The sequence below is a fragment of the Stutzerimonas kunmingensis genome (genome assembly GCF_021432085.1).
In the GTDB taxonomy this organism is placed as follows: Bacteria; Pseudomonadota; Gammaproteobacteria; order Pseudomonadales; family Pseudomonadaceae; genus Stutzerimonas.
Window position 1 is genome coordinate 1,876,738 of the sequence record NZ_CP090366.1, and the last position, 26,614, is coordinate 1,903,351.

Annotated in this window: 21 protein-coding genes; 9 read left to right on the top strand and 12 right to left on the bottom strand. The window is 64.7% G+C overall.

The annotated features are described in order from the left end of the window. Positions 1-327: 327 nt before the first annotated feature. On the top strand, positions 328-1,518 hold the full coding sequence (locus LW136_RS08980) for a sugar transporter (protein WP_234175001.1): 1,191 nt from the start codon (positions 328-330) through the stop codon (positions 1,516-1,518). An 84-nt stretch (positions 1,519-1,602) separates the two neighbouring features. Here LW136_RS08980 and LW136_RS08985 read toward each other — a convergent pair whose 3' ends face one another. The 4 genes from LW136_RS08985 to LW136_RS09000 form a co-directional block, all read right to left on the bottom strand. After that, positions 1,603-2,328 (bottom strand): hypothetical protein, encoded by a 726-nt coding sequence (locus LW136_RS08985; RefSeq protein ID WP_234175002.1) that lies wholly within the window; start codon positions 2,326-2,328, stop codon positions 1,603-1,605. A gap of 27 nt (positions 2,329-2,355) precedes the next feature. Continuing rightward, the gene (locus tag LW136_RS08990; protein ID WP_234175003.1) at positions 2,356-4,356 is read right to left on the bottom strand and encodes a peptidase U32 family protein; all 2,001 of its coding nucleotides are present in this window, start codon (positions 4,354-4,356) and stop codon (positions 2,356-2,358) included. A gap of 247 nt (positions 4,357-4,603) precedes the next feature. Further along, complete coding sequence (locus LW136_RS08995) at positions 4,604-13,144, bottom strand: GH36-type glycosyl hydrolase domain-containing protein (RefSeq protein WP_234175004.1); 8,541 nt, start codon at positions 13,142-13,144, stop codon at positions 4,604-4,606. Positions 13,145-13,522: 378 nt separating this feature from the next. Continuing rightward, positions 13,523-13,924, bottom strand: coding sequence for a hypothetical protein (locus LW136_RS09000; RefSeq protein ID WP_101274175.1), 402 nt, complete (start codon positions 13,922-13,924; stop codon positions 13,523-13,525). A gap of 155 nt (positions 13,925-14,079) precedes the next feature. Here LW136_RS09000 and LW136_RS09005 point away from each other — a divergent pair, with 155 nt between their 5' ends. Both LW136_RS09005 and LW136_RS09010 read left to right on the top strand, forming a co-directional pair. Beyond that, complete coding sequence (locus tag LW136_RS09005) at positions 14,080-14,916, top strand: CAP domain-containing protein (protein WP_044314152.1); 837 nt, start codon at positions 14,080-14,082, stop codon at positions 14,914-14,916. Between the two features lie 139 nt (positions 14,917-15,055). Next, on the top strand, positions 15,056-16,966 hold the full coding sequence (locus tag LW136_RS09010) for a metallophosphoesterase family protein (protein ID WP_234175246.1): 1,911 nt from the start codon (positions 15,056-15,058) through the stop codon (positions 16,964-16,966). A gap of 19 nt (positions 16,967-16,985) precedes the next feature. Here LW136_RS09010 and LW136_RS09015 read toward each other — a convergent pair whose 3' ends face one another. Continuing rightward, positions 16,986-17,633: a cation efflux transmembrane domain-containing protein gene (locus LW136_RS09015; protein WP_234175005.1), complete on the bottom strand. Its 648-nt coding sequence runs from the start codon at positions 17,631-17,633 to the stop codon at positions 16,986-16,988. A gap of 62 nt (positions 17,634-17,695) precedes the next feature. On the opposite strand from LW136_RS09015, the gene LW136_RS09020 reads away from it, so the two are divergent. From LW136_RS09020 to LW136_RS09030, 4 genes are all read left to right on the top strand, one after another. Next, the gene (locus LW136_RS09020; protein WP_003299252.1) at positions 17,696-18,097 is read left to right on the top strand and encodes a MerR family transcriptional regulator; all 402 of its coding nucleotides are present in this window, start codon (positions 17,696-17,698) and stop codon (positions 18,095-18,097) included. Positions 18,098-18,222: 125 nt separating this feature from the next. Next, the gene (locus tag LW136_RS09025) at positions 18,223-18,366 is read left to right on the top strand and encodes a hypothetical protein (RefSeq protein WP_014819973.1); all 144 of its coding nucleotides are present in this window, start codon (positions 18,223-18,225) and stop codon (positions 18,364-18,366) included. 134 nt (positions 18,367-18,500) lie between these two features. Next, on the top strand, positions 18,501-18,629 hold the full coding sequence (locus LW136_RS22765) for a hypothetical protein (protein WP_023445530.1): 129 nt from the start codon (positions 18,501-18,503) through the stop codon (positions 18,627-18,629). Between the two features lie 140 nt (positions 18,630-18,769). Continuing rightward, complete coding sequence (locus LW136_RS09030; protein WP_234175006.1) at positions 18,770-19,018, top strand: FmdB family zinc ribbon protein; 249 nt, start codon at positions 18,770-18,772, stop codon at positions 19,016-19,018. An 80-nt stretch (positions 19,019-19,098) separates the two neighbouring features. On the opposite strand, the gene LW136_RS09035 is transcribed toward LW136_RS09030, so the two are convergent. The 3 genes from LW136_RS09035 to LW136_RS09045 all read right to left on the bottom strand — a co-directional run bounded on the left by LW136_RS09035 (position 19,099) and on the right by LW136_RS09045 (position 21,257). Next, a complete protein-coding gene (locus tag LW136_RS09035) occupies positions 19,099-19,521 on the bottom strand; it encodes a DUF2141 domain-containing protein (RefSeq protein WP_234175007.1) in 423 nt (140 codons plus the stop codon). Positions 19,522-19,658: 137 nt separating this feature from the next. Continuing rightward, the gene (locus LW136_RS09040) at positions 19,659-20,126 is read right to left on the bottom strand and encodes an RNA methyltransferase (RefSeq protein WP_234175008.1); all 468 of its coding nucleotides are present in this window, start codon (positions 20,124-20,126) and stop codon (positions 19,659-19,661) included. A gap of 72 nt (positions 20,127-20,198) precedes the next feature. Beyond that, positions 20,199-21,257, bottom strand: a complete 1,059-nt coding sequence (locus LW136_RS09045) for an SDR family oxidoreductase (protein ID WP_234175009.1) — start codon at positions 21,255-21,257, stop codon at positions 20,199-20,201. 88 nt (positions 21,258-21,345) lie between these two features. Between LW136_RS09045 and LW136_RS09050 the strand changes: the two genes are divergently transcribed. Then, complete coding sequence (locus LW136_RS09050) at positions 21,346-21,729, top strand: winged helix-turn-helix transcriptional regulator (RefSeq protein WP_125023236.1); 384 nt, start codon at positions 21,346-21,348, stop codon at positions 21,727-21,729. Here LW136_RS09050 and LW136_RS09055 read toward each other — a convergent pair. Continuing rightward, positions 21,726-22,616 carry a LysR family transcriptional regulator gene (locus tag LW136_RS09055; protein WP_234175010.1) on the bottom strand — a complete coding sequence of 297 codons (891 nt, stop codon included), beginning with the start codon at positions 22,614-22,616 and terminating at the stop codon, positions 21,726-21,728. The genes LW136_RS09050 and LW136_RS09055 overlap by 4 nt on opposite strands. A gap of 84 nt (positions 22,617-22,700) precedes the next feature. Between LW136_RS09055 and LW136_RS09060 the strand changes: the two genes are divergently transcribed. Continuing rightward, complete coding sequence (locus LW136_RS09060; protein ID WP_234175011.1) at positions 22,701-23,483, top strand: NAD(P)H-dependent oxidoreductase; 783 nt, start codon at positions 22,701-22,703, stop codon at positions 23,481-23,483. 38 nt (positions 23,484-23,521) lie between these two features. Here LW136_RS09060 and LW136_RS09065 read toward each other — a convergent pair whose 3' ends face one another. The 3 genes from LW136_RS09065 to LW136_RS09075 form a co-directional block, all read right to left on the bottom strand. Next, complete coding sequence (locus LW136_RS09065) at positions 23,522-24,832, bottom strand: methyl-accepting chemotaxis protein (RefSeq protein WP_234175012.1); 1,311 nt, start codon at positions 24,830-24,832, stop codon at positions 23,522-23,524. A gap of 187 nt (positions 24,833-25,019) precedes the next feature. Next, positions 25,020-25,406, bottom strand: coding sequence for an ester cyclase (locus LW136_RS09070; protein ID WP_234175013.1), 387 nt, complete (start codon positions 25,404-25,406; stop codon positions 25,020-25,022). A gap of 104 nt (positions 25,407-25,510) precedes the next feature. Next, positions 25,511-26,614, bottom strand: a complete 1,104-nt coding sequence (locus tag LW136_RS09075) for a DUF2855 family protein (RefSeq protein WP_234175014.1) — start codon at positions 26,612-26,614, stop codon at positions 25,511-25,513.

A 26,614-nucleotide genomic window follows, 5' to 3' on the forward strand; every position in this document is an offset into this window, starting at 1 on the left:
CGGCTGGCGCTCGCCTGGAAAGTTTCGCCAGGATGCCGAACGGAAGTCAGGCAGCGGCAGAGCGCCGTGACGAACCACCGGCAGCAGCGACGCCTTTGCGGCCGCTCGTCGTGGCGCACGTTTGCGACCTGACATCAGCGGATGGCGGGCGTAGAATCCGCGCCGCTTCGACTGTCCCGTCCCTCACTCCATCCGCTCCCGCTGCCTTCCTGCTCGCTTCGCGCGTGCGGGCCGCGTGCGTCATGGTATTCGGGCAGGAACCGTCGCCCTTACACCCTCATTCGTCGCGCTTTGCGTCGAGTGAATCGATACCAGACCCACTTCTCCATGAACGAATCGCAAAGCTCCCCGGCCGGGAGCTGGCTTAGCGTTATCGCACTGGCGCTGGCCGCCTTCATCTTCAACACCACCGAGTTCGTCCCTGTGGCACTGCTCAGCGACATTGGCCGCTCGTTCGACATGCCGCCATCCCAGGTCGGGCTGATGCTGACCATTTACGCCTGGGTGGTTGCGCTGGTGTCGCTGCCGATGATGCTGCTGACGCGCAATTTCGAGCGCCGCACGCTGCTCATACTGGTCTTTGTGGTGTTCATCGGCAGCCATCTGGTTTCGAGCGTGGCGTCTAGCTACGGCATGCTGATGCTCAGTCGGATCGGCATCGCTTTGGCACACGCAGTGTTCTGGTCGATTACCGCATCGTTGGCAGTACGTGTGGCGCCCGCAGGCAAGCAGGCGCAAGCCCTGGGTCTGCTGGCGACCGGCAGTGCGCTGGCGATGGTGCTGGGCATTCCGCTGGGGCGCGTGGTGGGCGCTGCGCTGGACTGGCGCACCACCTTCCTGGCCATCGGTGTGATTGCCGCGCTGGTGCTGGTTGTCCTGGCGCGGACGCTGCCATCGCTGCCGAGCCAGAATTCCGGTTCATTGCGCAGCCTGCCGATGCTGTTCAAGCGCCCTGCGCTGTTGACCGCCTATGCGCTGACCGCGTTGGTCATCACCGCGCAGTTCACCGCCTACACCTACATCGAGCCCTTTGCGCAAACCGTCGCGCACCTGAGCGGCGACATGACCACCGTCCTGCTGTTGCTCTTCGGCGGTGCCGGTCTGCTCGGTTCGTTGCTGTTCAGCCGATACAGCGCGCGCTATCCGAGGGGCTTTCTGATCGCGGCGATCGCGGTCATGGCGATCTGTCTGCTGCTGTTGCTGCCGGCCTCGCGCGAGAGTTCGCTGCTCGGTGCGGTGGTGGTGATCTGGGGTATCGCCGGGATGTGCTTTGGCCTGGCCGTGCAATCGAAGGTACTGAACCTGGCTTCGGACGCGACCGACGTTGCCATGGCCATGTTCTCCGGCATCTACAACGTCGGAATCGGCGGCGGCGCCTTGCTCGGCAGCCTCGTTGTCAGCCATCTGGGGTTGCGTGAGATCGGCGTGGCTGCCGGCTTGCTCGCGGTCGCCGGCCTGTTGCTTTGCAGCCTTGCGACCTATCGCTTAGCCAGGCCTGCCAGCGGCACGGCGGTGTAGCTGGGCTACGTGTGATCCGCTGCCGGGCTTGGTTGTTGCGGTGGGATCAGCAGGCTTTCGCAGAGTTAGCTTGGAAAGCTGTGGCTATTCATCCGTAGCGGTGCTTTCGAAAGATGCCTGTGGTGTGCTGTGGGCGGCCTGGGTGCGTGCGATATCCAATGCCGCACGCTCCAGGCAGCGGCCGATTACCCGGTCACGATGCTGGTTGCTGCGGATGCCATCCAACAGGGCTAGAACCACATATGTAACCGTGGCTAACGCCAGCACGAATACGATGCCTTTTCCGGCGATCCAGGTATCGGTCAGCTTGATGACGTCCGTCGACAGACTGACGATCGCCGATACCAGCATGACGATGACGAGATTCTGGGAGACCCAGCGTTCCTGAGGTGGTGGGCCGGCGATCTCGGCGATGCGCGCCAACTCCTGAATGCTCGCCGCGTTGAACCCGCGCTCTACAAGGGTATTTCGGAACAGTGCGTAGCGCAGCAGTTCTTCGCGGCGTAGAAAACCGTAGCGGTTCAGCGTTTCACGGGCATAGATATCCCGGTAGTACCACGCGCAATAGCGCTCCCGGGCCAGCAGCATGCCAAACAGAGCAAGCAGTGCGCCGGCCATGGCAGCCAACCCCTGCAAAGGTGACTGGCTATTGAGCAAGGTCCCAACCAGCAATATGCCGACAGCGATCGTCAGCGCCCAGGAAGGCCAGACCATGCGCAGCCCGCCATGCGTGAAGCTCGCCGTGAACACGCCGGGTTGGCATTGTCGATAGAGCGAGCGGATCTCTGCCCATGTCGCAAGTACAGTCACGGCAGCGCCTCCCCGGATGTATGGACGTCAGGCGTGCGGCTTGTTGCGGATGGTCTTCATCAGATCGTCCGGCGTGATGTGCCCGACCACGCTGCTGCCGCTGCCCGGCAGCGGCAGGTCGAGGATGTGGCCCTTCATCTTGCCGACCACGTGCATCTCGCAGGGCTTGCAGTCGAAGGTCAGGGTCAGCACTTCATCGCCATGCACCAGCTGCATCGGGGCGACCTTGGTGCGCACACCGGTTACGCCCTTGGCCTGCTTCGGGCAGAGGTTGAAGGAGAAGCGCAGGCAGTGCTTGGTGATCATCACCGGCACCTCGCCGGTTTCCTCGTGGGCCTCGTAGGCCGCATCGATCAGCTGCACACCGTAGCGGTGATAGAAGGCGCGGGCCTTCTCGTTGTAGACGTTGGCGAGGAACGACAGGTGCGACTCCGGGTAGACCGGCGGCGGCACGCTGACCGGCTTGCGCCCGCCGCGCGGACGGATGGCTTCGCGCGCTTCGCCCAGCGCCTCGATGGCTTCGCGGCGCAGCGCCTTGAGTTGCGAGTTGGGGATGAAGAAGGCCTGCGGTGCATCCACTTCGACTTCTTCGGCGTGGTAGATGGTGGTGCCCAGCTGGCTCAGCAGATCGGCGATCTGGCCGGGCACCTGCTCGGGCTTCTTCGCTTCGCCGAACGGGCCGGCCAGCGACACGCTGGCATAGGCGCCTTCCTCGCTGGTGACGTGCAGCTCCAGCTCATCGGCGCGCAATTTTGCCAGCCAACGTACGCCGATGCGGCGCTCGGCGGAGGTTTTGAGCAGCGCGTTCTGCCAGTTGTGGTCCAGGTTGCGATTGAGCGGATGGTTCGGGCGCACCTGACGCATGGCGGCGGGCATTTCGTTGGGTTCGACGCGGTACTCGTAGCGCGACTGACCATCTTCCTCGAACTGCTTCAGCGGCTCGACCACGCTGGCGCGGAAACCCACCACCTCGCGCTTGATCAGCACGTTGAGGCCGTCACCGTTGGACAGTGGCTCGCGGGTCTGCACGGTCAGATCATGCTTGCCGACCTTGAGTACTTCGCCGACGGCGAGGCCGGTGAAGGTCGGCGAATCGAAGGCGCCGATGTCGATCTTGCGGTCGGTAACGAAGTAGTCGGTGCTGCCGCGGTGGAAGGTCTTGTCCGGGTCCGGCACGAAGAAGTGATCGGTGCGGCCGCTGGAGGCGCGGGCCAGGTCAGGGCGTTCGGCGAGGATGCCGTCCAGGCGCTGGCGGTAGTAAGCGGTGATGTTCTTCACGTAGCTCACATCCTTGTAGCGCCCCTCGATCTTGAACGAACGCACACCGGCGTCGACCAGGGCGCTAAGGTTGGCGCTCTGGTTGTTGTCCTTCATCGACAGCAGATGCTTTTCGAAGGCCACCACGCGGCCCTGATCGTCCTTCAGCGTGTAGGGCAGGCGGCAGGCCTGGGAGCAGTCGCCGCGGTTGGCGCTGCGCCCGGTCTGCGCGTGGCTGATATTGCACTGGCCGGAAAAGGCGACGCAGAGCGCGCCGTGGATGAAGAACTCAAGGGTCGAATCCACTTCGTCGTAGATCGCGCGGATTTCCTGCAGGTTCAGCTCGCGGGCGAGAACCAGCTGCGAGAAACCAGCCTTGTCGAGGAACTTGGCCCGTTCCAGCGTGCGGATGTCGGTCTGGGTGCTGGCGTGGATCTCGATGGGCGGAATGTCCAGCTCCATGATGCCCATGTCCTGCACGATCAACGCATCGACGCCGATCTCGTACAGCTGGTGGATCAGCGTGCGCGCGGTTTCCAGCTCGTCGTCGTGCAGGATGGTGTTGATGGTGACGAACACCCGCGCATGAAACAGGTGGGCGAATTTCACCAGCTCGGCAATGTCCGCCACACTGTTCTCGGCGTTGTGCCGCGCACCGAAGCTCGGGCCGCCGATATACACCGCATCGGCGCCATGCAGGATGGCTTCACGGGCAATGCTGGCATCCCGGGCGGGAGCGAGCAGTTCGAGATGGTGCTTGGGCAGGGACATGGCGCGGACCGGATTTGAATCGAAAGTCGCGCATTGTAATGGCTTGCGGCCGGTTTGGGACTGGCCGCCGGGCGAGTTGGGGCGTGATGGCCGGTTAGCCGGAAGGGTGTCGAGGTGAGGTTTACCCCACCCCGACGGCTCGGATCCGCGCGCCAGCTTGGTGTTGCGCAGGCTTGCGCTGGTGCCATGGCAGTCTTTGACCGCCCGGCAGCAGCGCAACGAGCCCCGGACGGCTACCGGGCTGGTTCTACAGCGTCAATACGACCTGATGTTGCCCTCCATCCAGCGCAAGTCGTACGTATCCGTTCATGCAATCGAGCGGGCCTTCATCCAGCCGCGCGTGCTGGATGCCGCGGTTGGCCTGGCCTGGGTTTTCCACGCGGATGGCGTAGCGCGTTTCGCCCAGGGTGATGGTGGCTTCGAACGCCGGCCAGTGACTGCTGATGCACGGATCGACGATCAGCCATTCACCTTCGCGGCGGATGCCGAGGATGCCTTCGACGCCGGCGCGATACATCCAGCCGGCAGCGCCGGTGTACCAGGTCCAGCCGCCGCGGCCGTTGTGCGGTGCCACGCCGTAGACGTCCGCCGCGACCACGTAGGGTTCGACCTTGTAGCGCTGGCTTTCTTTCGGTGTCAGCGCGTGATTGATCGGGTTCAGCAGCTTGAACATCCCACACGCTGCATCGCCATCACCGAGCTTGGCAAAGGCGAGCATGGCCCACATCGCAGCGTGGCTGTATTGACCGCCGTTCTCGCGTAGGCCCGCCGGATATCCCTTGATGTAGCCGGGCTCCTTCGGCGTCTTGTCGAATGGCGGGGTGAACAGCAGGGCCAGACCGTCATGCTCGCGGATCAGGTGGTGCTGCACGGAAGCCATGGCCTGTTTCGCGCGGGCGGGGTCCGCTGCGCCGGACAACACCGCCCAGGACTGAGCAATGGAGTCGATGCGGCACTCGTCGCTGTCTTTCGAACCAAGCCAGGTGCCGTCGTCGAAGGTCGCGCGGCGATACCATTCGCCATCCCAGGCCTTTTCTTCAAGCGAGTCGGCGAGCGCCAACGCGTGTTCGCGCCAACGCTCGGCGCGCTGGGCGTCAGCCACGCTGCCTCGTCGTTCGGCCAGCGGCGCAAAGAGTTCGATGGTGCGCAGCAACAGCCAGCCGAGCCAGACGCTCTCGCCCTTGCCGTGTTCTCCGACGCGGTTCATGCCGTCGTTCCAGTCGCCACCTCCGATCAGCGGCAGGCCGAGTTCGCCGGTCAGCTCCAAGCACTGATCGAGTCCGCGAGCGCAGTGTTCGAACAGTGAGGCAGCCTCGTCCGCGATCATCGGCTGGAAGAAGGCATCGTGCTCGCCGGGCTTGAGCAACGGCCCTTCGAGAAAGCTCACCGGCTCTTCGAGAATCGCTGCGTCGCCGGAAACCTGAACATAGGTTGCCGTGGCGAATGCGAGCCAGACACGGTCGTCGGAAATGCGCGTGCGCACACCCTGACCGGAGTGCGGCAGCCACCAGTGCTGCACGTCGCCTTCGGGGAACTGGCGACTGGCTGCGCGCAGGATGTGGCTGCGGGTGGCCTCTGGCTGCGAAAACGTCAGTGCCATGCCGTCCTGCAACTGATCGCGAAAGCCATAGGCGCCGCTGGCCTGATAGAAAGCCGAGCGCGCCCAGATGCGGCAGGCGAGAGTCTGATACAGCAGCCAGCCGTTGAGCATGATGTCCATCGCCCGGTCCGGTGTTTTCACCTGTACCGAGCCAAGGGCGCGGTGCCAGTGGTCCGTGACTTCACGCAGCACTGCGTCGAGATCGGCCTGGCGATAACGCTCGACCAGCGCACGCGCCTCATCAGCCGACGCGCACTGGCCAAGGAAGGCGACGATCTCGACGCTCTCCCCAGGGGCGAGCTGGACCCCGCACTGCAATGCCGCGCAAGGGTCCATGCCTGCGCCGACGCTGGCGGATAACGGTTTGCCAGTAAGCAGCGCCGCCGGCGTGGCGGGGCCGCTGTTGCGGCCAAGGAATTCACTGCGATCAGCCGTCCAGGCCGTTTGTCGTCCACCCAGATCGGCGAATGAAATACGCCCGGGAAAGGCGCTGCTCCACGGGTTGTGCGCCAGCAACAGGCCGCTGCTGGCGTCGCGCTGGGTGACGATGAAAGGCCCGGAGGCGCCGCGGGCGGTGCCGAGCACCCATTCGCTATAACTGGTGACCGACAGTCGGCGAGGCTCGGATGACAGGTTGCGCAGCGTCAGTCGGGAAATCTTGATCGGGTCGCCAAGGGCGACGTATTGCAGCAGATCCAGCGCAATGCCTTCGGCCTGGTGCTCGAAGCGGCTGTAGCCGTGGCCGTGCCGCGCCACATAGAGGCCGTCATCGCGGATCGGCTGGGCGGTTGGGCTGAACAGCGCGCCGCTGCGTTCGTCGCGTACATAGAAGGCTTCGCCGCAGGGATCGGTGACCGGGTCGTTGGACCAGGGCGTGAGCTGATTTTCCCGGCTGTTTTCCGCCCAGGTATAGCCGCTGCCCTGCGCCGAAACCTGAAAGCCAAAGCGCGGGTTGGCGATCACGTTGATCCAGGGCGCTGGTGTCGTGCTGCCCGACTCCAGCAGTGTCACGTATTCGCGGCCGTCCTTGTCGAAACCGCCGAGGCCGTTGAAGAACTCCAGCCCTTGCGCCAGTTCGCTGCCGGTAGGGCCCGGTGTCGCAACGACTGGCCGCGAGGGCGGGGTAGCGAAATGCGCTGCCACGGCGTCGCCCAGGAGCAATGTGTTGGCCAGCTGCTTGTCGATCGGCCCGCGGCGGGCTATCAGTGCTACGCGAGCGACGCTGCGCAGCAGGGCGCGTGCCTCGCCGCTCAACAGGTCGGCGCGCAGCATGTACACCGATCCCTGGGCAAGCTCGGCGCCGAAGCGCGGACGCGACTGGCTGCTGCGCACCGCGGTTTCGATGGCGATCTGCAGATCCTGCAGATAGGAACTGGCGTGCTCGTTGAGAATCACCAGGTCCACCGCCAGGCGCTTCATCCGCCAGTACTCATGGGCACGGAGTAACTGGCGGACCTGGGCGATGTCCTGGATATCGTCGATGCGCAGCAGCACGATCGGCAGATCGCCCGAAATCGCGTGCGGCCACAGGCCGGATTGGGCGCCGGCACCCTGGATGATCGCGGCCGACGGCGCGCGGAATTTCGGATCGGCATAGAGAATGGGCGCCGCCAGTCGCTGGAAGTCGGCGGCTTCGGCCGGTTTGATGTCGAGATGGCGCAGCTGCACCTGGGCCTGAGTCCAGGCCAGGGTCTTGACGCGGTCGTAGGCGCTGCGGTCGTGGTGCTTCTCGATCAGGCTCAGCAGCTCGTCACGCGAGTCGGCGACCAGGGTCCAGAACGCTACGCGGGCGACCTTGCCCGGCGCCACCCTGATCCGGTACTTGAGCGAGAAGATCGGGTCGAGCACCGTGCCGACGCTGTTCGACAGCGGCTGGCCTTCGGCGACCACCGCGGCAGCGGCTACGCTCGGTCGCTGGCCGATGAAGCGGGCGCGATCAGTCTCATACTGCGGGTCGGACAGGATTTCGCCTTCCACCACGGCGAAGTGCGCGGCCCAGATCGGCTGCTCGCCCTCGCTACGCAGGCGGCGGGTGGCGGTCAACGCGCCGAATTCGGGCAGGTAGTCGGTCACCACGAACAGTTTGGCGAATGCCTGATGCGCATTGTCGGTGGCCGGCGTGGTCAGCACCACTTCACTGTAGGACGTCAGTTCGATGTCCCGCGCTTCGCGACCGCTGTTGGCGAGCGAGACGCGGCGCACTTCACTGTCGTCCTCTCCGGATACCAGCACGTCCATCGTGGTGGTCAGGTCCAGATCGTGACGAATGAACTCGGCATGATCCTCTCCGAATATCACCTCGTGACTGAGCGCATCGCTGCCCAGCGGCTGTCCGCCTGCGGGCCAGACCCTGCCGTCTTCGGTATCGCGCAGGAAGACGAAGGAGCCGTAGTCGTCCCGGCTGACGTCCTCGCGCCAGCGCGTGATCGCGAGGTCGCGCCAGCGGCTGTAGCCGGCACCGGCTGCGGTGAGCATCACGGCGTAGCGGCCGTTGCTGAGCAGATGGGTAACCGGCGCGCCGCTTGCGGCTGAGCCTTTCAGGCGGCGCAGTGATTGCGGATCACCGCCGCCCTCGACGGCGCGGATCTTCACTTCTTCGGCACGCGGGTGGGCGATGGCGACATCACGCGGCATGCGTTCCTGCAGCAGCAGTTCACAGGCCTGGATCATCGGCTCGCGATGGAAGCGTGCGCGCATCTGGCCGTCTTGCAAGGTATTGGCGATGGCGACGATGGTCATGCCCTGATGGTGCGCCATGTAATTGCGCACGATGACAAACGCCTGGCCATCCGGCAGGCGTGTCGGGGTGAAGTCCAGCGCTTCGAAGAAGCCGTAGCGCCCGAGCGCACCCATCTCCGTCACGCGCCGGAAGTTCGCCTGGGCGCCAGTCGCGTCGACCATGGTCGCGAGCCCGGTGGCATAGGGCGCGATCACCAGGTTTTCCGCCAGCCCTCGCTTGAGGCCCAGGCCCGGCACGCCGAAGTTGGAGTACTGGTAGGTAAACTCCATGTCGCGGGCGTTATAGGCCGATTCCGAAACGCCCCAGGGCGCGTGGTGGTCGTTGCCATATTCCTGCTGGCGCTGCACGACCAGACGATTGGTCTGCTCCAGCAGGCTGCCCGCCGGGGCGCGCATGACCAGTGACGGCATCAGGTATTCGAACATCGAGCCCGACCAGGAAATCAGCGCGGATGCATTACCCAGCGGTGTCGCCGTGCGGCCCAGGCGGAACCAGTGCCGCGTGGTGACATCGCCCTTGGCAATGGCGAACAGGCTGGCCAGGCGGGCTTCGGAGGCCAGCAGGTCGTAGCAGCTGGGGTCCAGGCTGTTGTCGGCCAGGCCGTAACCGATCGACAGCAGCTTGCGCTCGGGGTCGAGCAGAAAGGCGAAGTCCATATCCAGCGCCATCTCCCGTGCGCTGGCAGCCACGCCGCGCAGGCGCGCCTGCATCGCTGCCAGCGACTCGGCGGATAGCTGGCGATCCCGCGCGTGTTCGGCCAGCGTCTGGCACAGGGCGTTGATCCAGAAGTGAAGCGCCTGCGCATCTTCGTCATCCGTGGCGGATGGGCTGATTTCCTGCGTGACGCGAACGGCCTTCTCGGCCAATTGCCGGAGCGTTGCCGAACGGGTGTCGAGCGCTTGCGCGTCGCCTATTTGCGTGGCGATCTCATCGAGCACGCCGAGCAACGGCTGGCCGCGCTCGCCATTGGCTGCCGGCAGCGCGGCGATGGCCTGACGCGCCAGTATCAGGTTGTCGTGCAGGCCCTGGCGGGCATGCGGCACCTGGGGCTGGTCGAGCCATTCTTCGCAGGCATTGGCGAGGGCGATCAGGTGGCCGGCGAGATTGCCGCTGTCCACGGCCGATACATAGGCTGGTTCCAGCGCGCGCATGTCCTCGGTGGCGTACCAGTTGAAGAAGTGTCCGCGGTGTCGCTGCAGCCGGCTCATGCTGTCCAGCGTCGTCTCCATTCGCTCGAGTGTCTGCAGCGTGCCGGCCCAGCCGAAATCACGTGCGGTGACGGTCGAAAGCAGATACAGGCCCATGTTGGTGGGCGAGGTTCGGCGCGCGACTACAGGCTTTGGGTCTTCCTGAAAATTGTCCGGCGGCAGCATGTTGTCGGCGGGGGTGACGAAGGTTTCGAAGAAGCGCCAGGTGCGCCGTGCAATCAGGCGCAGCTCCTGAGCATCCGCTTCAGCCAGTTTCTGACTGGGAGCGACGCGAGGTGAGCGACTGGCCCACAGGGCCAGCGCCGGAGCACCCAGCCAGAGCAGGGCGAACGGCAGCACCAGTGGCCATGACCGCGGCGCGACCAGCAGCGCCAGCAGTGCGACGCCGACACCCAGCACTGTACCGCCGGCCATGCCACGGTAGAAGCCGCTCAGTTTCAGCCGCGGGCTGATGGCCGATTGTGCGGCGGTGGTCCATTCCAGCAGGTGGCTGCGAGTCGCATAGAGCCGTGAGAGGGTGCGGATGATGGCATCGCTCATGCGCCAGGCCTGGTCCGGCAGAAACGCCAGGTTCAACAGGGTTTGCGAGGCGGCCATGCGCAGGTCGCCGAGCAGCCGGTGCAGATGGCTTTGCGCACTGACGCCACTGCGAGACGGCAGCAGCGTGAAGCACAGTGGCAGGAAACCGGGAATCGCCAGCGCTCCGAGCACCAGCAAGGTGCCGATCAGGGCCGCCGGCAGCGACAGCATCCAGCACAGGGCCAGTGCCAGCAGACTCAGCGGTGCCAGCAGCGAGCGGCGCAGGTTGTCGAGCATCTTGAAGCGCCCGATTATGGGCAATGCCTGGGGGCCGCGGCGCGCGCCGAAGATCCACGGCAGCAGCTGCCAGTCGCCGCGCGTCCAGCGGTGCTGGCGCTTGCCCGATACGTCGTAGCGCGAGGGAAACTCTTCCACCACCTCGACGTCGGTCGCCAGTCCCGCGCGGGCAAACACACCCTCGAACAGATCGTGGCTGAGCATGCTGTTTTCCGGCACTCGTCCGGCCAGCGCTGCCTCGAAGGCGTCAATGTCGTAGATGCCTTTGCCGGTGTAGGAGCCTTCGCCAAACAGATCCTGATAGACGTCGGATACGGCGGCGGCATAGGGGTCCATGCCGCCGGGGCTGGAGAATACCCGTTGATAGAAGGAGCCTTCGCGGCCCACGGGCAGCGACGGCGTGACACGCGGCTGAAGAATCGCGTAGCCATTGATCACCCGCTGTTCGGGTACGCTGAATCGCGGCCGATTCAGCGGGTGCGCCATCTTGCCGATCAGGCGCATGGCGGCATCACGCGGCAGGCGCGTGTCCGCGTCCAGGGTGATCACGTAACGCACATCCGCGGGAATCCGCTGCGTACAGCCGGCCAGGGGCATGTAACTGGTATCGGTCGCGCCACGCAACAGCTGGTTCAGCTCATGCAGTTTGCCGCGCTTGCGCTCCCAGCCCATCCAACAGCCTTCGCTGGGGTTGTACTGCCGGCGCCGATGCAGAATCAGGAAACGGCTGCCGCCGGGCGCCGGGCCGTAGCGCTGGTTGAGTCGCGCGATGGCATCGACCGCGACCTCCAGCAGCCGGGCGTCGCTGTCGAGAGTTTCCTGGTCGGCGTCCAGGCCATCGGTGAGCAGGGCGAAGGTGAGGTCGCCCCCGGCGCCGGCCAGGTGATGCACTTCGATTCGCTCGATCTGTTCCAGCAGGTCCGCTTCATTGGTCAGCAGCGTCGGCACCGCGACCAGGGTGCGCATCGACTGCGGCACACCGGCGGTGAGGTCCAGGCCCGGCAGCGTGCTGGCACCGAAACGCCAGGTGACCACGCGGTTGACCAGCGCCGAGGCCAGGTCCGTGATCGGCAGAAAGGCGACCAGAGCCAGCAGCGCGAGCCAGCCCGCGCCCACGCCAGCACCGCCCATGGCCTGCAGTCCGAGGGACAGCAGCAGGGTGGTAACCAGGAGGATGGCGCCAACATAGCCGACGATGCCCAGCTGCACGTGAAAACGCCTCAGGCGCAGCCCCAGTGGTGGGCGGAAGCCGAGGCTGCGTTCGAGACCGAGACGGCCTTCGCCAATCAGGTGGTAGCCGGGGTCGGCCACGCGCTCGTCGTCGGCGATGTCTCGGCTAGGTGCGGCGTTGGCGGCGTCCAGCGCGGCGCCGGCTATCTCCAGTTCGCTGGCGCTGGAACCGCGTGCCAGTTGCTCGATGGCACTGCGATAGAGGTTGCGTGTCGGGAAGTCCATGGCGGCAAAGGCACTGCCGCCGCGCAGTCGCTCATCCACCAGGCTGACGTCTTCGAACAGCTCGGTCCAGTCGATATCGGAGATCAACCGCATGCTGGTGATGACGTTACGCACGCTGACGTTGGAGGCGCCCTGACGCTGCTGCGACTGCTGTACCACCTGTTCGATGGAGGTGTCCTGGCGGCCCAGCTGTTCTTCCAGCCAGCCCAGTGACGGCGTGGTGCGCGGGTCCTGGTCGCGCAAGCGCTTGGCCAGTTCCGCGGCGAAGACCTCGGACAACGGCTCCGTGCCACGCGCGGCAATTTCATCGTCCAGCGCCTTTTCCGGCGAGCTGGCCGAGAGCAGCCGGTTGGCCATCTCGTCGGCGGCCATTCGGGTTGCCCGGCCATCGGTGATCTGATCGCTCAGACGACGCAGGTTCTCGATCAGGACGATGCGCAGGGTAATGGCCACAGCCCACAGCTCGCCGATCGTCAGCGGCTGGACCTGCTGGTAGGCATTGATGAAACGGCGCAGGGTCTCGGGATCGAAATGACTGTCGGTATGGGTCACGAACGCCCAGGCCAGGCCGAAGATGCGGGGATAGCCCACGAAAGGCCCGTCAGCCAGCTTGGGCAGTTGGCGGTAGTAGCCTGGCGGCAGGTCGTCGCGAATCTCGCGGATCTGCGCCTCGACCAGGTGGTAGTTGTCCAGCAGCCACTCTGCGGCGGGTACCACGCTGCGACCACTTTCCAGCTCGGCGGCGCTGGCGCGGTAAGCCGCCAGCAGCACCGTCGCGTTGTCGTTCAAGCGCGCGTGCAAGGGCAGCACCGCCCGAGGGCGAGCGGTGACCGGCTGGGCGGCGGCCAGGCTCCGGGCGTGATGCTCGAGCCGCTCCGGGCCGAACAACTCGTCGCGAACGGGAGCGAGATCGCTCCAGACGGGCGAACGCTGATGGCGCCCGAGGATGTGACGGAAAACTGAGGTCATGAGCGCCTGTCCGACTAGCGGAGATAGGGGAACAGGCGTTAGTGCGCCGGCTCCTGTCGGGAGGAACCACGGCGGCAAGCTTTCGGAACAACGGGAAACCGATTGCCGGTTTCTGCCAAATCGCCGTACGGCCTCGTGCATGCACCAGACCGCGTGGCGGTATGGCAGAGGCTTCAAGAATCGGCGAGCCATGAAAGCGGAGGGCCCTTCGGCCACTCCGTTTGCAGGAAGAATGCTGTCGCAGCAATTGCTCCACGATACAGCATAGGCACTTTTATTGTCGGTGCTTCGCCGCCTGGCCCTCAGGCGCGATCGGCATGCCGGCTCTGGCGAATCAAGGGGGCGAGACCGGTTCGGGCGAGGCTGGTGTTGCCCCTGTCAGAGACCACCCAGCAGGTCGTGCGCATCGAGCAGGCGCCAGGCGATTTCCGGCTGTTTCTCCAGCCCGCGGCGTACGGCGGCGGCGATGGCAGGGCGGGTCTTGCGGCAGAGGCCGGGCTGTTCGGCGAATTCGATGGCGATGCCGCGCATGCTGCGCACCTCGTTGTGGCCGGGGGCGACGGTCATGCGGATGCCGAGCTGGTCGAGCATGCGTTGCTGCACGCGCTCGAGATCGTCCAGGCTCTGCACGTTCTCCAGGCGCTCGAGCAGGCGGCGTTCCTCGTGGCGGGTCAGCATGAGGATGCGCACGTCGGCGCCGGGCGTTTCCAGCAGCTCGTCACGCCGGCAGGTGCAGGTGCCGGGCGGGCAGGATGGGCGAAGCGGCGGCAGGCTATTCATGGCTCTCGATCATAGCCAAGCCGATGCAATGCGCACAGCCAGTGGCGTTGTGCCTGCCCCCGCTGATGACAAGTGTGGCAGCGTCGCGCACCATGGCGCTTCATTTCTGCGCCGGGTGCGCCTCGTTCCGTCAGGGATTTAGCTGGAGAACTGTCATGCGTGTTCTGTCATCCGTTCTGCTGATCGCAACCTTGTGCGTTGCTGGCGCTGCTGTGGCCGAGGAGGCCCGCCTGGTCGAGGCGATCAATGCCTACCGTGGTGAAGTGCAGCGCTGTGGCGACAAGGCAAGCGAAGAGCTGCCGCCGCTTACCGCCGACTCGCGCCTGAATCTGCCGGTCGATAGTGCGGGTGATTTGCAGCAGGCGCTGTCCCGCGCGGGCTATCCGATGGTGACCGTGCAGGCGATCACGCTGTCCGGGCCGCGGGATGCCCAGGCCGCGATGCAGGCGCTGCGCGAGAGCTTCTGTCGGGTGATCCTCGACCCGCAGTTCGCCGATATCGGTGTGAGCCGCAACGACCGCGACTGGCGCATTGTGGTGGCGCGGCCGTTGCTCGATGGTCGGTTGGGTGACTGGCAGGCCGAAGGGCAGAAGCTGCTGGAGCAGATCAACGCCGCCCGTGCCACCGCCCGCCGTTGCGGCAAGCAGGACTTCGCTGCGGCCGGGCCGCTCAGCTGGAACGAGACGCTGGGCAGCACCGCCGAAGCCCACAGCCGGGCCATGGCCAACGGCAACTTCTTCAGCCATCTGAGCGAAGATGGCCGCACCCCCGGCGACCGCGCCGAGCTGGCGGGTTACGCCGGCAGGCAGGTTGGCGAGAACATTGCCGCGGCGCTGCCGACTGCCCGCAAGGTGCTGGACGGCTGGCTGGCCAGCCCCGGTCATTGCGCCAATCTGATGAATCCGCAGTTCAGCGAGCTTGGCGCGGCCTACGCGGTCGATCCGCAGAGCGACGCGGCCATCTACTGGACGGCGATGTTCGGCGCGCCTTGAGCAGTCGTTCAGCGACCACCGCCAAGCCGCTTTCGGCTCGACTGTTGAGCGATCCGGCCGAGCGCGCTGTCAGACGAACCTGTTCCCATCACCAGGGTTGCCCTTGACCGATATCCCTACCCCCGAGCAACTGCCCGCCGTGCTGGCGGGCCCGCTATTGCGGCGTCTCGAGCCTGGCCTTGTGACGTTCTGGCTGGTCGGCTCACGGCCGCTCGAGCTGTCGCTGATTCTCGAAAGCCCGGCGGGCGGACTGCAAAAATCTGTGTCGCTCGATGAGCTGAGCTGCCAGCGCCTGCCGATCGGCAAGCACGCGGTATTGCATCTAATCGAGTTCGTGCCGGACGCACCGCTGCCAACCGATTGCCTGATCGAATACGACCTGCGCATCCACGATGGTGCAGGGGAGCAGGGCATCGCCGGCTGGGCGCCGCATCTGCTCTACGACGGCGCGACGCGGCCGAGCTTCGTCATCAAGTCGCGGCTCGATCGCGTGCTGCATGGTTCCTGCCGCAAGCCGCACCACGCCGCGACAGATGGTCTGCTGTGTGTCGACGAACTGCTGAGTGACGCGCTGGACAGTCCGGCCGAGCGCCCGGCCGTGCTGTTGATGACGGGCGACCAGGTCTATGCCGACGATGTCGCGGGGCCGATGCTGGTGGCGATCCACGCATTGGTGCGCCGGCTGGGGCTTTATGGCGAACAGCTCGAAGGCGCGGTGGTGAACAATAGCGATGAGCTGATGACCCATCCGGCCAGCTATTACCGTCGCGAGCAGCTGTTGCCCGCATTCAAGTCCAACGAGGCGTTGCGCGAGCGCTTCTTCGGTGGCGTGGAAAAGCCGGTGTTCACCACCGCCAACGGGCAGAACCATCTGATCAGCCTGGGCGAGGTCATGGCGATGTACCTGCTCGTCTGGTCGCCGACGCCCTGGTCGCTGATCGCCCCGCAGATGCCCGCGCTGGAGCCAGCCGAGGCCGAGCGTTACCGGAGTGAAGAGGCCTGCCTGCAAGGTTTTATCGCGGGACTGCCGAAGGTGGCCCGCGCCCTGGCTCATATGCCGTCGCTGATGATCTTCGATGACCACGACATCACCGATGACTGGAATCTCTCCGCGCGCTGGGAAGAGACCGCCTACGGCCATCCGCTGTCGCGGCGCATCATCGGCAACGCGCTGCTCGGCTATCTGCTGTGTCAGGCCTGGGGCAACGATCCGACGCGTTTCGCCGAGTTGCTGCTGCCGGTGCGTGAGCTGCTGGCGACGGCGAGCGATGGCTGGCTGGATTGCGCGGCGCAGGATCTGCTGATCGATACGCTGTTCAGGCTTGACGGCTGGGGCTACGAGCTGCCTACCGATCCGCCGCTGGTGGTGCTGGACACCCGCACCCGGCGCTGGCGCAGCGAGCGCAACCTCAGTCGACCGTCCGGTCTGATGGACTGGGAGGCGCTGAGCGAATTCCAGCAGAACATTCTCGACAAACCATCGGTACTGATCGTCTCGCCGGCACCGATGTTCGGCGTCAAGCTGATCGAGGCGGTGCAGCGCGTGTTCAGCTGGGCCGGCCAGCCGTTGCTGGTCGATGCGGAGAACTGGATGGCCCATCGCGGCGCCGCCCACGTGATGATGAATATCTTTCGCCACACGCGAACGCCGGGTAACTACGTGGTGCTGTCCGGGGACGTGCACTATTCCTTCGTCTACGAAGTGCACATTCGCGGTCGCGATACCGCACCTCAGCTGTGGCAGATCACCAGCAGCGGCGTGAAGAACGAATTTCCGCGGCGCCTGCTGGACTGGTTCGATCGCCTCAACCGCTGGCTCTACGCGCCCTGGTCGCCACTGAACTGGCTGACCAAGCGCCGCCGGCTGGAAGTTGTGCCGCGCGTGCCTGACCGCAGCAACGCCGGCGAACGGCTATGGAACGGCTCGGGTATCGGCCTGCTGCTGCTCGACGAGCAGGGCAGGCCGCGCGAGATCCTTCAGCTGAATGCCGACGGAAGCGCCCCGGTGACGTTTCTCGCCGAGCGCGCTCGCTCGCGCAGCGGGGCATAGCTGCGCGTGCACCCCGGGATTACGCGCGGTGCTCCGCATCGCTGACCGTCAGCCTTTCGGATCGCAACTCCTGCAGGGCCTGGCGGGTGATCTGCACCGCCGCGCTGATGGAGAGCAACGCCATGATCGTCGCCACGATCAGGTCGGGCCAGCCGGCACCCGTGCCGAAAACCCCCAGTGCGGCCAGCATCACCGCGAGGTTGCCGAGCGCATCGTTGCGGCTGCATAGCCAGACGCTGCGCATATTGCTGTCGCCTTCACGGTAGGCATAGAGCATGGCGGCCACCGCGATATTGGCCAGCAGCGCGATCACGCCGACGACGCCCATGGTCGGCGCATGCGGGACACTGCCGTCAATGAAGTTGCCAATCGCGACCACCAGGATGAACGCGCCGAACAGGCCCATCGTCAGCGCCTTGGCCAGCGACGCCCGCGCCCGCATCACCACGCCCAGGCCCAGCACGAACAGGCTGACACCGTAGTTCGCCGCATCGCCGAAGAAATCCAGCGAGTCGGCCAGCAACGATACCGATTCGGAACGCACGCCCGCGCCGATTTCCACACCGAACATTGCCAGATTGATCAGCAGCGCAATCCAGAGAATGCGCCGATAGCGTCCGCGTGCCGCCGTGGTGGCGCAGCCGCCGCTGCAACAATTTCCCGCCATGACATCGCCTCCAGTTGTCGATGGCGCTACGCTAAACCCTGTAGCAACTACAGGGTCAAGCGATGCCACTCACCATCGGCAAACTCAGCAAGGCCACGGCCGTGAACGTGGAAACCATCCGCTATTACGAGCGCATCGGGCTGCTTGCGGCACCTTCGCGCACCGAATCCGGCTATCGCACCTTCAGCGAGCAGGACGCCGCGCGGCTGCGTTTCATCAAGCGTGGGCGGGAGCTGGGCTTTTCCCTCGACGAGATCCGCACCATGGTCGAGCTGGCCGACCAGCCGGAGCATGCCTGCACCGATGTCGATCGCCTGGTGCAGACGCACCTGGTCGAAGTGCGCCAGCGCATCGCCGACCTGCAGCGGCTCGAAGCGGAGCTGCAGCGCCTGGCGGGTTGCAGCGAGTCCTCGGTCCGCGAGTGCCGCATCATCGAGACCCTGACCGGAGCGCGGCGGCCCTAGATTCGCCGCGCGTCTCGGCCCGCGTGCGCACCGCACATCGAGTTGTACGGCGCTGACGAAACGCACGGTCTGCCCTCGGGTTCCAAGGCAATGTCAAAGCTCATTGTTGCCAGAGGACAGCTGCCATGATCGATCCAGACGACCCACTCAAGGATGGCCTGACCCCGCCGGACTACGACGAGTACGGCGATGTGCCGGACTCGGGCGAAAACGATTCAGGCACCGATTCGAACGACCAACCGGAAGCCGATCAGAGCCCGCTCGGCTAGACGCCGGCCAGGCGTGACCTCGCGTGAATGTTCATCCACTGGACAATTCGACCCGCCCGGCCTAAAAAGGCGCGCTGCGCCGAGAGGCGTGAGCGCCAAGCGGCAGCAGCGTGTTTTCCAGAGCCAGGTGAATCGTGAGAAAGAAAAAGCCCGTAGACCCCGTCCGCCAAGCCCAGAAGAACCGCGCCCATCGCATCGGCTGGCTGATTGCCCTGGCTGGCATCGTGGTGGGTTTCGCGCTGGTGATGATGAAATCGGCATAGCCAGTACGTGCCGGCGGTTTCCGTAGCCGCTCACGACGCTGCTGAAAAGCACAGTGCTTTACGAGTGCGGCCGTGTGCAGCAGACAGCCCGCGGCTGTCAGCACGGGCTGCCGGCACCGAATTATCGCGAGAGGAATACCATGCCAACCTACGACTACCGTTGCGAAGCCAATGGCCAGGTTTATGAAGTTCGCCATGCCATGGCGCTACGGCCGAAAACCTGGGGCGAACTGCGCGCAGCCGGCGCGCTGGCCGAAGATTCGAACATTCCGGACAACGCGCCGGTGACCAAACTGATGACGGCTGCCGGGGTGGTCAACAGCCGCGTATTGAAGAATCCGGAAGCGCCGGCATGTGCCCGCGGCGGCTGTGCCGGCAACTGCCGCTGAGTTCAGCCGCGGACTTGGATGCGGCGTCGCTAGGGTGCAAACGGCGAAGCCTTTTCCACGCGGTTTCCCGGGTTGTTTCGTTAGTAACGCATCTCCAGCGTGACCCGGGTCGGTTCGCCGGCGGGCACCTCGAATGCGCTGTCCTCGAAGGACGGCGGGCCCATCACCTTGGGGTTGTTCGACAGCCCGTAGCCTTCCGTTGGGATCATGCCGAAGCGGCGGTCCAGCTCGCCGTTGCCGTTCTCGTCATGGTAGGCCAGCACCGCGTAGCGTCCGGGCGGCACGTCCTTGAACACCAGGGTCACCGCTCCCTGCTCGGCCTTGGTCTTCTGCGCGGCGAATGCCTGGTCGTCCTTGCGGAAGGTTTTCGCGCTGGAATATACCGCTACGGCCACCTGGCCCTTGTCGTGTTGCAGGCCGTCGAGGGTGACCTGCAGTTCCTCGGCATAGGCCGAGGGGACCAAGAGTGCGAGGGCAGCGCCCAGAATCGGAAGTGCTTTCATGCTGTGCTCTTGAAGTCGAGGATGCGGAAGTCGCCGGACTCGAACGTGGCCGGCGACGCTTGGAGTCGATCGCCGCCATCTTCAGCGAACAAGCGAAGCGTTGTCCACGTGCGGGGTGTAGCGCATCCATCGTTCGATCAGAACTGCGGCCCTGAGCGGGTGTTGTTGCCCTTGGCCAGGCGGTCGTAGAGCACCACGTTCACCGTCGCCGCGAGGTTCATGCAGCCTTTGGTGGGGATGTACACCACGTCCTCGCACCAGTCGCGGATTTCCTTGCTCAGCGAGCCGTCCTCGGCACCGAAGATGTACAGCGCGCGGTCCGGGTGCGTGTACTCGGGGAGCGAGCGGGCGCCTTCGACCAGCTCCACCGCAACCGGCACGCAGCCGAGCGGGAGAATCTTGCGCAGGTCGTCGATGTTGATCAGCGGAATGTCCTGGTGGACCTTCTTGGTGTCGGTGACGAAGTCCTTGGCGCGGTCGTAGCGGGTGCCGGTGTAGAACACCGAAGCGGCGCCATAGCAGCCTGCGGCACGCATGATCGCCCCCACGTTGGAAGGCGATTTCGGGTTGCTCAGGCCGATGCAGGCATAGCGTTTGTTGCTCACGGAAGGGGACTCGCGCGGAAAACGCGCAAGTATACGGGAGTGTCCAGTCCGATGACGGCTCGGATGGCCTGCTCAGGGAATCAGCTTGCTCGCCCGCAGCCTGGCGAACACCTCGAAGAACGCCTCGTCGCTGGCCTGATAATTCAGAAAACCGAGCTTGCGACTCTTCGACATGTCCGTCACCACCTCGATCGGGCGGCCGAGATCGGCATCGGTGTGCCACGGCGAGACGAGCTTGCCGATGTCCGCCTCGGCGAGACCGAACTGCTTGGTCATGTCGTTCCAGATGTCCGCGTCGCCCGCCATCTGCTGCTCCAGCGGGGCCGGGCCATCGAACGGCGCAGCGTCGATGCCGAACCACTCGGCAATGCGCGACCACATCCATTTCCAGCGGAACACATCGCCATTGACGACATTGAAGGCCTGGTTGGCGGCTGCCCGCGTGCTGGCGGCCCAGCGCAGGTGCCTGGCGAGCTGGCCGGCGTCGGTCATGTCGGTCAGGCTGTTCCACTGCACGTCCGAGCCCGGAAAGCGGAAAGGCCGCCCCGTGTGGCGGCAGATGGAGGCGTACACGGCCAGCGTGGTGGCCATGTTCATCGCATTGCCGACGGCGATGCCGGTGATGGTGTGCGGCCGATGCACGCTCCAGCTGAAGCCGTCCCGCTCAGCGGCGGCGAACACCTCATCTTCCTGGGCGTAATAGAAATTCTCGACATCCAGCCGCCCCTGTTCCTCGCGGAACGGCGTCTGCGGCAGCGCGCCCTTGCCGTAGGCCTCAAACGGGCCAAGGTAATGCTTGAGCCCGGTGACCAGCGCCACGTGGCGCAGCGTACCAGCCGGCCGGACGGCTTCGAGCAGGTTGCGTACCATCTGCGCATTGACGCGGATATTCTCCGCCTCGCTGGCCTGGCGCGCCCAGGTGGTGAGGAAGACGTGAGTGGGCGAAACGCCGGCCAGCGCCGAGGCGAGCGCCTTGGGGTCCAGCAGGTCGGCGCTGATCGGCGTGACGCCCGTCTCGGTATTCGGTCGACGAGCCAACCCGGCGACGTTCCAGCCTTCATCGGCCAGCAGGCGCGACAGCGCGCTGCCGACAATGCCGCTCGCGCCGACCACCAGTGCTTGATTTGTCATGTCCAGACCCCCACAAAGCAAAACAGGCCTGCACCTTACCCACTCGAAAATGCCGATCCAAGTCGGCACCAAATGGTGACCATCCCCCATGCAACCGGGCTCAGACGAAGAACAATGGCGTGAAGACTGCGCGCCGAGACGCGTGCTCGAACTCTTCGCCACCAAGTGGACCAGCATGATTCTGCACACGCTGCATGCCCGGCACGATGGCACCGCACGCAGCGGCGCGTTGCATCGGAGTCTGCCCGGCATCTCGAAGAAAATGCTGATCCAGACGCTTCGTGAACTGGAGCAAAGCGGCCTGATCGAGCGCCACACGCTCGATTCGGTGCCGCCGGCGGTGAGCTATGCGCTCTCGCCGCTGGGCCAGCTGATGGTTGAACCCATCGAACTGATCTACGACTGGGCAAGGCAGAACTCCGGCGCGCTGGATCAGCTGCAGCCCAGAAGCACGTCGCGCAGGCGGGGCTAGATCGCGTTGACGATCTGCTCCCGCAGCCATTGATGGGCCGGGTCGCGATGGGCGCGTTCATGCCAGAGCATGGCCATTTCGTAGCCTGGAATCTCCAGCGGCGCTTCGACGACCTGCAGTGCAACACCCTGAACCAGCCGTTCGGGCAGCATGGCCACCAGGTCGGTGCTTTCCAGCACCGAGCGCAGGAACAGGAAATGCGGCACCGACAGCACCACGCGCCGTTGCAGGCCATGCGTGGCCAGGGCATCGTCGGTGGCACCGTGAAAGCCGCCGCCATCCGGCGAGACGATCACCTGATCCAGCGCGCAGAACTGCTTGAGCGTCGGCCGTCGCCGCAGACGCGGATGTCCGGCACGGCCGGCCAGCACGTAACGCTCAGTGAACAGAACGCGGCGGCGCAGGTTGGATGGCGATCCGTCAACGGTGTGCAAGGCAAGATCGATATCACCCTGTTCTGCCTGGCGGGCGATGCGCGAAGGCTGCATCTCGACTACGGCGATGCGTGTGCCCGGTGCGGCGGAACGTAGCCCTGCCAGAGCCGGCAGCACAATGGCCGACTCGCCATAGTCGCTGGCTGCGATGCGCCAGACGTTCTGCGCGGCGCCAGGGTCGAACGGGCTGGCTGGCGCGACGGCTTGCTCCAGCGCTTCCAGTGCCAGGCGCAAGGGCTCGCGCAGTTCTTCTGCGCGTGCAGTCGGGCGCATGCCTCGTGGCCTAGGTATCAGCAGAGGGTCGTCGAAAATGTCCCGCAGCTTGGCCAGGTGCACGCTCACCGAGGGTTGGGAAAAATTCAGGCGCTCTGCGGCGCGGGTGACATTGTGCTCGGCCAGCAACACGTCCAGGGTCACCAGCAGATTCAGGTCGAGGCGTCTGAGATTATTCATGGCAATACCTAGAATACAGCTTATTCATTTCAAACATACCTGGGCAAGCCACATTCTGCATCCGTCCCGTTATGGAGGTTTCCCATGAATGTTCTGCTTGTTTATGCCCATCCCGAACCGCGCTCGCTGAATGGCGCATTGAAGAACTTCGCCGTCCAGCGCCTGCAGGCGGCCGGACACAGCGTTCAGGTTTCCGACCTGTATGCCGTGGGCTGGAAAGCCGCGATCAATTCCAGCGACAGCCTGGATCGCGATCCCGAAGCGCGTTTCGATGCTTCCGAGGATTCCCGGCGCGCGTTCGCCAGTGGTCGGCAGAGTCCTGACATCGCGACCGAGCAGGACAAGCTGCGCTGGGCAGATGCGCTGATCCTGCAATTCCCGCTCTGGTGGTTCTCGATGCCGGCGATCCTCAAGGGCTGGGTCGACCGGGTATATGCCTACGGTTTCGCTTATGGCGTCGGTGAGCACTCGGATGCGCGTTGGGGCGACCGCTACGGCGAGGGTTCGATGGCGGGCAAACGGGCCATGCTGATCGTGACTACCGGCGGCTGGGATTCACACTACAGCCCGCGGGGGATCAACGGGCCCATCGAAGACCTGCTGTTCCCTATTCATCACGGGATCCTGCATTACCCAGGCTTCGATGTGCTGCCACCGTTTGTGGTGCACCGCACCAGCCGTATCGACCCGGCCCGATTCGACACGCTTCGCAACGAGCTGGGTGAGCGCCTGGACGACCTCTGGTGCACAAAACCTATCGCCTATCGCAAACAGAACGGCGGCGACTACGACATACCGGCGCTCACGCTCAAAGCCGACGTAGCGCCAGGACAGGTCGGCTTTGCCGCGCACGTAGAACAGCCGTAACAGCTCCAGGGGCAGGGGCGTGCTTTGTCGTTAGGTCGTCAGAGTTCCTTGGCGAACCGTTCGACCGCGCTGACCACCTGCTTGGCGGCGTCCTGAATCTCGACGATCACCGCACCGGCCTGGTTGGCCAGCCCCAGGCCCTGCACCGCCTGTTCGCGGCTGGCGAACATGTTGCGCACGGCCTCGTCGGCCAGCGCCTGGTTCTGTTGCACCACATTGACGATCTCGTCGGTAGCGGTGCTCGTGCGCGCGGCCAGTTGCCGGACCTCGTCGGCAACCACCGCGAAGCCGCGACCCTGGTCGCCAGCCCTGGCCGCCTCGATGGCCGCGTTCAACGCCAGCAGGTTGGTCTGTGCGGCGATGCCGCCAATGGTCTGGACGATGGAGCTGATCAGCAGCGACTGCTTGCCGAGCGCCTCGATGCCATCGGTGGCGGACTGCACCTGGTCGGTGATCTTCTGCATCGTCACCAGGGTGTCCTTCACCACACTGGCGCCGCGCTCGGCACTGACGTCGGTCTGCAGCGAGATGTCGTAGGCGACGCCCGCGGCTTGTCGCACTTCTGCCTCACGCATGACCTGATCGGTCACCACGTTGGCGAACTTGACCACCTTGTAGAGGTTGCCTTCGGTGTCGTGCACCGGGTTGTAGGTCGCTTCCAGCCAAACCTCGCGGCCATGGCGGTCGACACGCTTGAAGCGATCGGCGACGTACTCGCCGCGGTTCAGTTTCTGCCAGAACGCCTTGTAATCCGCCGAAGCGGCATCTTCCGGCGCGCAGAACAGACTGTGATGTTTGCCTTTGAGCTCCGCGAGCGGATAGCCCATGGTCTGGAGAAACTGCTCATTGGCCGTGACCACCGTTCCGTCCAGGTTGAACTGGATCACCGCGGTCGAGCGCAGCAGGGCGCTGATGAATGCCTCGTTCTCCTTCGCCCGGTATACGGCCTCGCTGATGTCGCTGCCGAAGCCCTGAATATGCGAAAGCTTCCCGTCGGCCGTTGCGATCGGATACCAATGGATCTTCAACCAGGCGAGGCTGCCGTCGGCGCGCAGGTAGCGATAGTCGTCGCTGACCGGCTCGAGCTTGGCCACCGCGGCGCGAAAGTTGTGAAAGCAGGGCAGGTTCTTCACGTAGGGCGGAACGATCTCGGCCAGGGGCCGGCCCTGGAGATGCCCGTGCGAGTAACCCAAGGTACGGGCGAATCGATCATTGAACGCGCAGATCTTGAAGTCGGTATCCAGCGTGACCGACAGCATGTCACCGTTCATCTTGCCCATGAGCTGGCGCAGGATTGCCAGCTCGGCATCCTTGGCTTCCAAATCCTTTTTCAAGCGGTTGTTAAACATGCAGGGCATCCAATCGATCTAGTTGTGCTTCCGATATCGGCGAAGAGTGCGGGCGCTTGAGCGACTTCCGTGTCGCGCCAGCGAAAGCCGTTGAGCCGACGCGGTGCGTGCCGAAGCGAGAACATGAAAGGGTGCGATTACCACGCGTTTGTCTTCGCCCCACATGTGATGTGAGCCGCCATCGCCCTCAGAGCTGATCGGCAACTACCTTCTTGTCGATCACCGACCACACGTTGCGGATCTTTCCCTCGAGGAACTCGTAGAAGACGTTTTCGGTAAAGACCACTCTCTTGCCATTCACAGCAAAGCCAAACAGTTCGCCTGTGGGCGTGCAATCGAACCGCAGCTGTGCCGCCACATGGGGCGGCTCGACGATGAGCAGCCCGATATTGAACTGCAGATCGGGGATCGCCCGAACGTCGCCGTCGAGCATCTGGCGATAGCCGTCCAGCCCGACGAACTGGCCGTTGTAGTGCACCTCGTCATCGACGAAGCGCTCCAGCTCCGCCCAGCGCCTGCCGTTCAAACTGGCGATGTAGCCCCGGTAGCAATCAGCGATCTCGTCGCCAGTCATGATCGTTCCCCGCAAAGAAAGCCCGATAGTCAGGCTAGCGACTGCCTCGATATACGCCAGTCGCTTCTACCGGTCGCGCTCGCTGTGGTTATCCGATTACCTGGTCAGTCGAGCACCACGGCGTGGCCCTCCAGCGGATTGATGTCGCCTTTGATCAGGGATTCGGCCAGCGCCTGTGCCGCTTCGAGGCCGGCGTGCTCGTTCACCTGCATCCAGGGCTGCTGCGCATCGCTAACCTGAGCGATAAAGGCCAGCTGCGCCTCGTTGAAGCGGCGGGTGACCTCGGCAGGGCCCCAGTCGGCGTTGCGTTTCTTGATCTGATAGGGCGCGAAGTAGGGCTGTGGCTGCGGACCGGCCAGCGTTGCGTCGGTCTTTCTGTATTCGTGGTTCTGGGCTGACCCGGCGAAGCAGTCGTACACCAGCGCATCCTTGAAATGGCTGTGGATCTGCCGGCGTAGATCAGCGCTACCGGAGAAGTCGACGTAGAGCGTGGGCACGCTCGGGTCCAGCGAAGCCAGCTGGTTGTAGTCCAAGGCCTGTCGGTAGCAACCCAGCCCTTTTACGAAGTCCGTGTTGCCCGCGGAAGTAAGCCCGATCAGCTGCACGGCCGGGTTGTCCTGCAGGCAGAACGCCGTACCGTACGCGGTCTTGCTCGAGGCGCTCGACATCAGGATCTGGCGCGCTCCGAAGAATGCGTTGTCGTCGAGGAAATCGGCCAGCATGAACGAGGTGATGAACAGCGGGCGCAACAGCATCTGGTAGTTTTCGCTCTCTGCGCGATAGGCGGCGTCGCTGCTGATGCGCTGGTACTGGTTGTAGGCCGATGTGAGTTCGAGTCGGTGTTCGGCGCCGTCGTAGAAGCCGCGCTCGGAAACCCGTACCGGCTGCATCACGACATGGCTGGCGATCGGCCAGAAGCCATAGAAGCGTTCGCCCTTCGCCAGGTCATCGACGGTGCTGTCCACGACTTCGGCGAAGCCCCACGCCGGCATGTGGAACCATTCGCTATCGCCGGTGGGGTAGAAGTCCCAATAGCGCAGGTGAGGTGTCTCGCCGAACGCGGCGTAGGTGACATTGTTCGTGGTCAGTGCCAGCCGGCTGATACGCAGCAGGGCTTCGCCGGCTTTCAGCTCCGGCATCGGTCGGGTCTGAATGCGGGTCTGCTGCATGTCTTTCTTGTTGTTCTGCAACTGGCGGATGACGCTCAT

What these genes read in the sequence shown, in the direction of transcription:
- LW136_RS08980 (WP_234175001.1), top strand. Translation starts at nt 328, where the DNA reads ATGAACGAATCGCAAAGCTCCCCGGCCGGGAGCTGGCTTAGCGTTATC.
- LW136_RS08990 (WP_234175003.1), bottom strand. Translation starts at nt 4,356, where the DNA reads ATGTCCCTGCCCAAGCACCATCTCGAACTGCTCGCTCCCGCCCGGGAT.
- LW136_RS08995 (WP_234175004.1), bottom strand. Translation starts at nt 13,144, where the DNA reads ATGACCTCAGTTTTCCGTCACATCCTCGGGCGCCATCAGCGTTCGCCC.
- LW136_RS09000 (WP_101274175.1), bottom strand. Translation starts at nt 13,924, where the DNA reads ATGAATAGCCTGCCGCCGCTTCGCCCATCCTGCCCGCCCGGCACCTGC.
- LW136_RS09005 (WP_044314152.1), top strand. Translation starts at nt 14,080, where the DNA reads ATGCGTGTTCTGTCATCCGTTCTGCTGATCGCAACCTTGTGCGTTGCT.
- LW136_RS09015 (WP_234175005.1), bottom strand. Translation starts at nt 17,633, where the DNA reads ATGGCGGGAAATTGTTGCAGCGGCGGCTGCGCCACCACGGCGGCACGC.
- LW136_RS09020 (WP_003299252.1), top strand. Translation starts at nt 17,696, where the DNA reads ATGCCACTCACCATCGGCAAACTCAGCAAGGCCACGGCCGTGAACGTG.
- LW136_RS09025 (WP_014819973.1), top strand. Translation starts at nt 18,223, where the DNA reads ATGATCGATCCAGACGACCCACTCAAGGATGGCCTGACCCCGCCGGAC.
- LW136_RS09030 (WP_234175006.1), top strand. Translation starts at nt 18,770, where the DNA reads ATGCCAACCTACGACTACCGTTGCGAAGCCAATGGCCAGGTTTATGAA.
- LW136_RS09035 (WP_234175007.1), bottom strand. Translation starts at nt 19,521, where the DNA reads ATGAAAGCACTTCCGATTCTGGGCGCTGCCCTCGCACTCTTGGTCCCC.
- LW136_RS09045 (WP_234175009.1), bottom strand. Translation starts at nt 21,257, where the DNA reads ATGACAAATCAAGCACTGGTGGTCGGCGCGAGCGGCATTGTCGGCAGC.
- LW136_RS09050 (WP_125023236.1), top strand. Translation starts at nt 21,346, where the DNA reads ATGCAACCGGGCTCAGACGAAGAACAATGGCGTGAAGACTGCGCGCCG.
- LW136_RS09055 (WP_234175010.1), bottom strand. Translation starts at nt 22,616, where the DNA reads ATGAATAATCTCAGACGCCTCGACCTGAATCTGCTGGTGACCCTGGAC.
- LW136_RS09060 (WP_234175011.1), top strand. Translation starts at nt 22,701, where the DNA reads ATGAATGTTCTGCTTGTTTATGCCCATCCCGAACCGCGCTCGCTGAAT.
- LW136_RS09065 (WP_234175012.1), bottom strand. Translation starts at nt 24,832, where the DNA reads ATGTTTAACAACCGCTTGAAAAAGGATTTGGAAGCCAAGGATGCCGAG.
- LW136_RS09070 (WP_234175013.1), bottom strand. Translation starts at nt 25,406, where the DNA reads ATGACTGGCGACGAGATCGCTGATTGCTACCGGGGCTACATCGCCAGT.
- LW136_RS09075 (WP_234175014.1), bottom strand. Translation starts at nt 26,614, where the DNA reads ATGAGCGTCATCCGCCAGTTGCAGAACAACAAGAAAGACATGCAGCAG.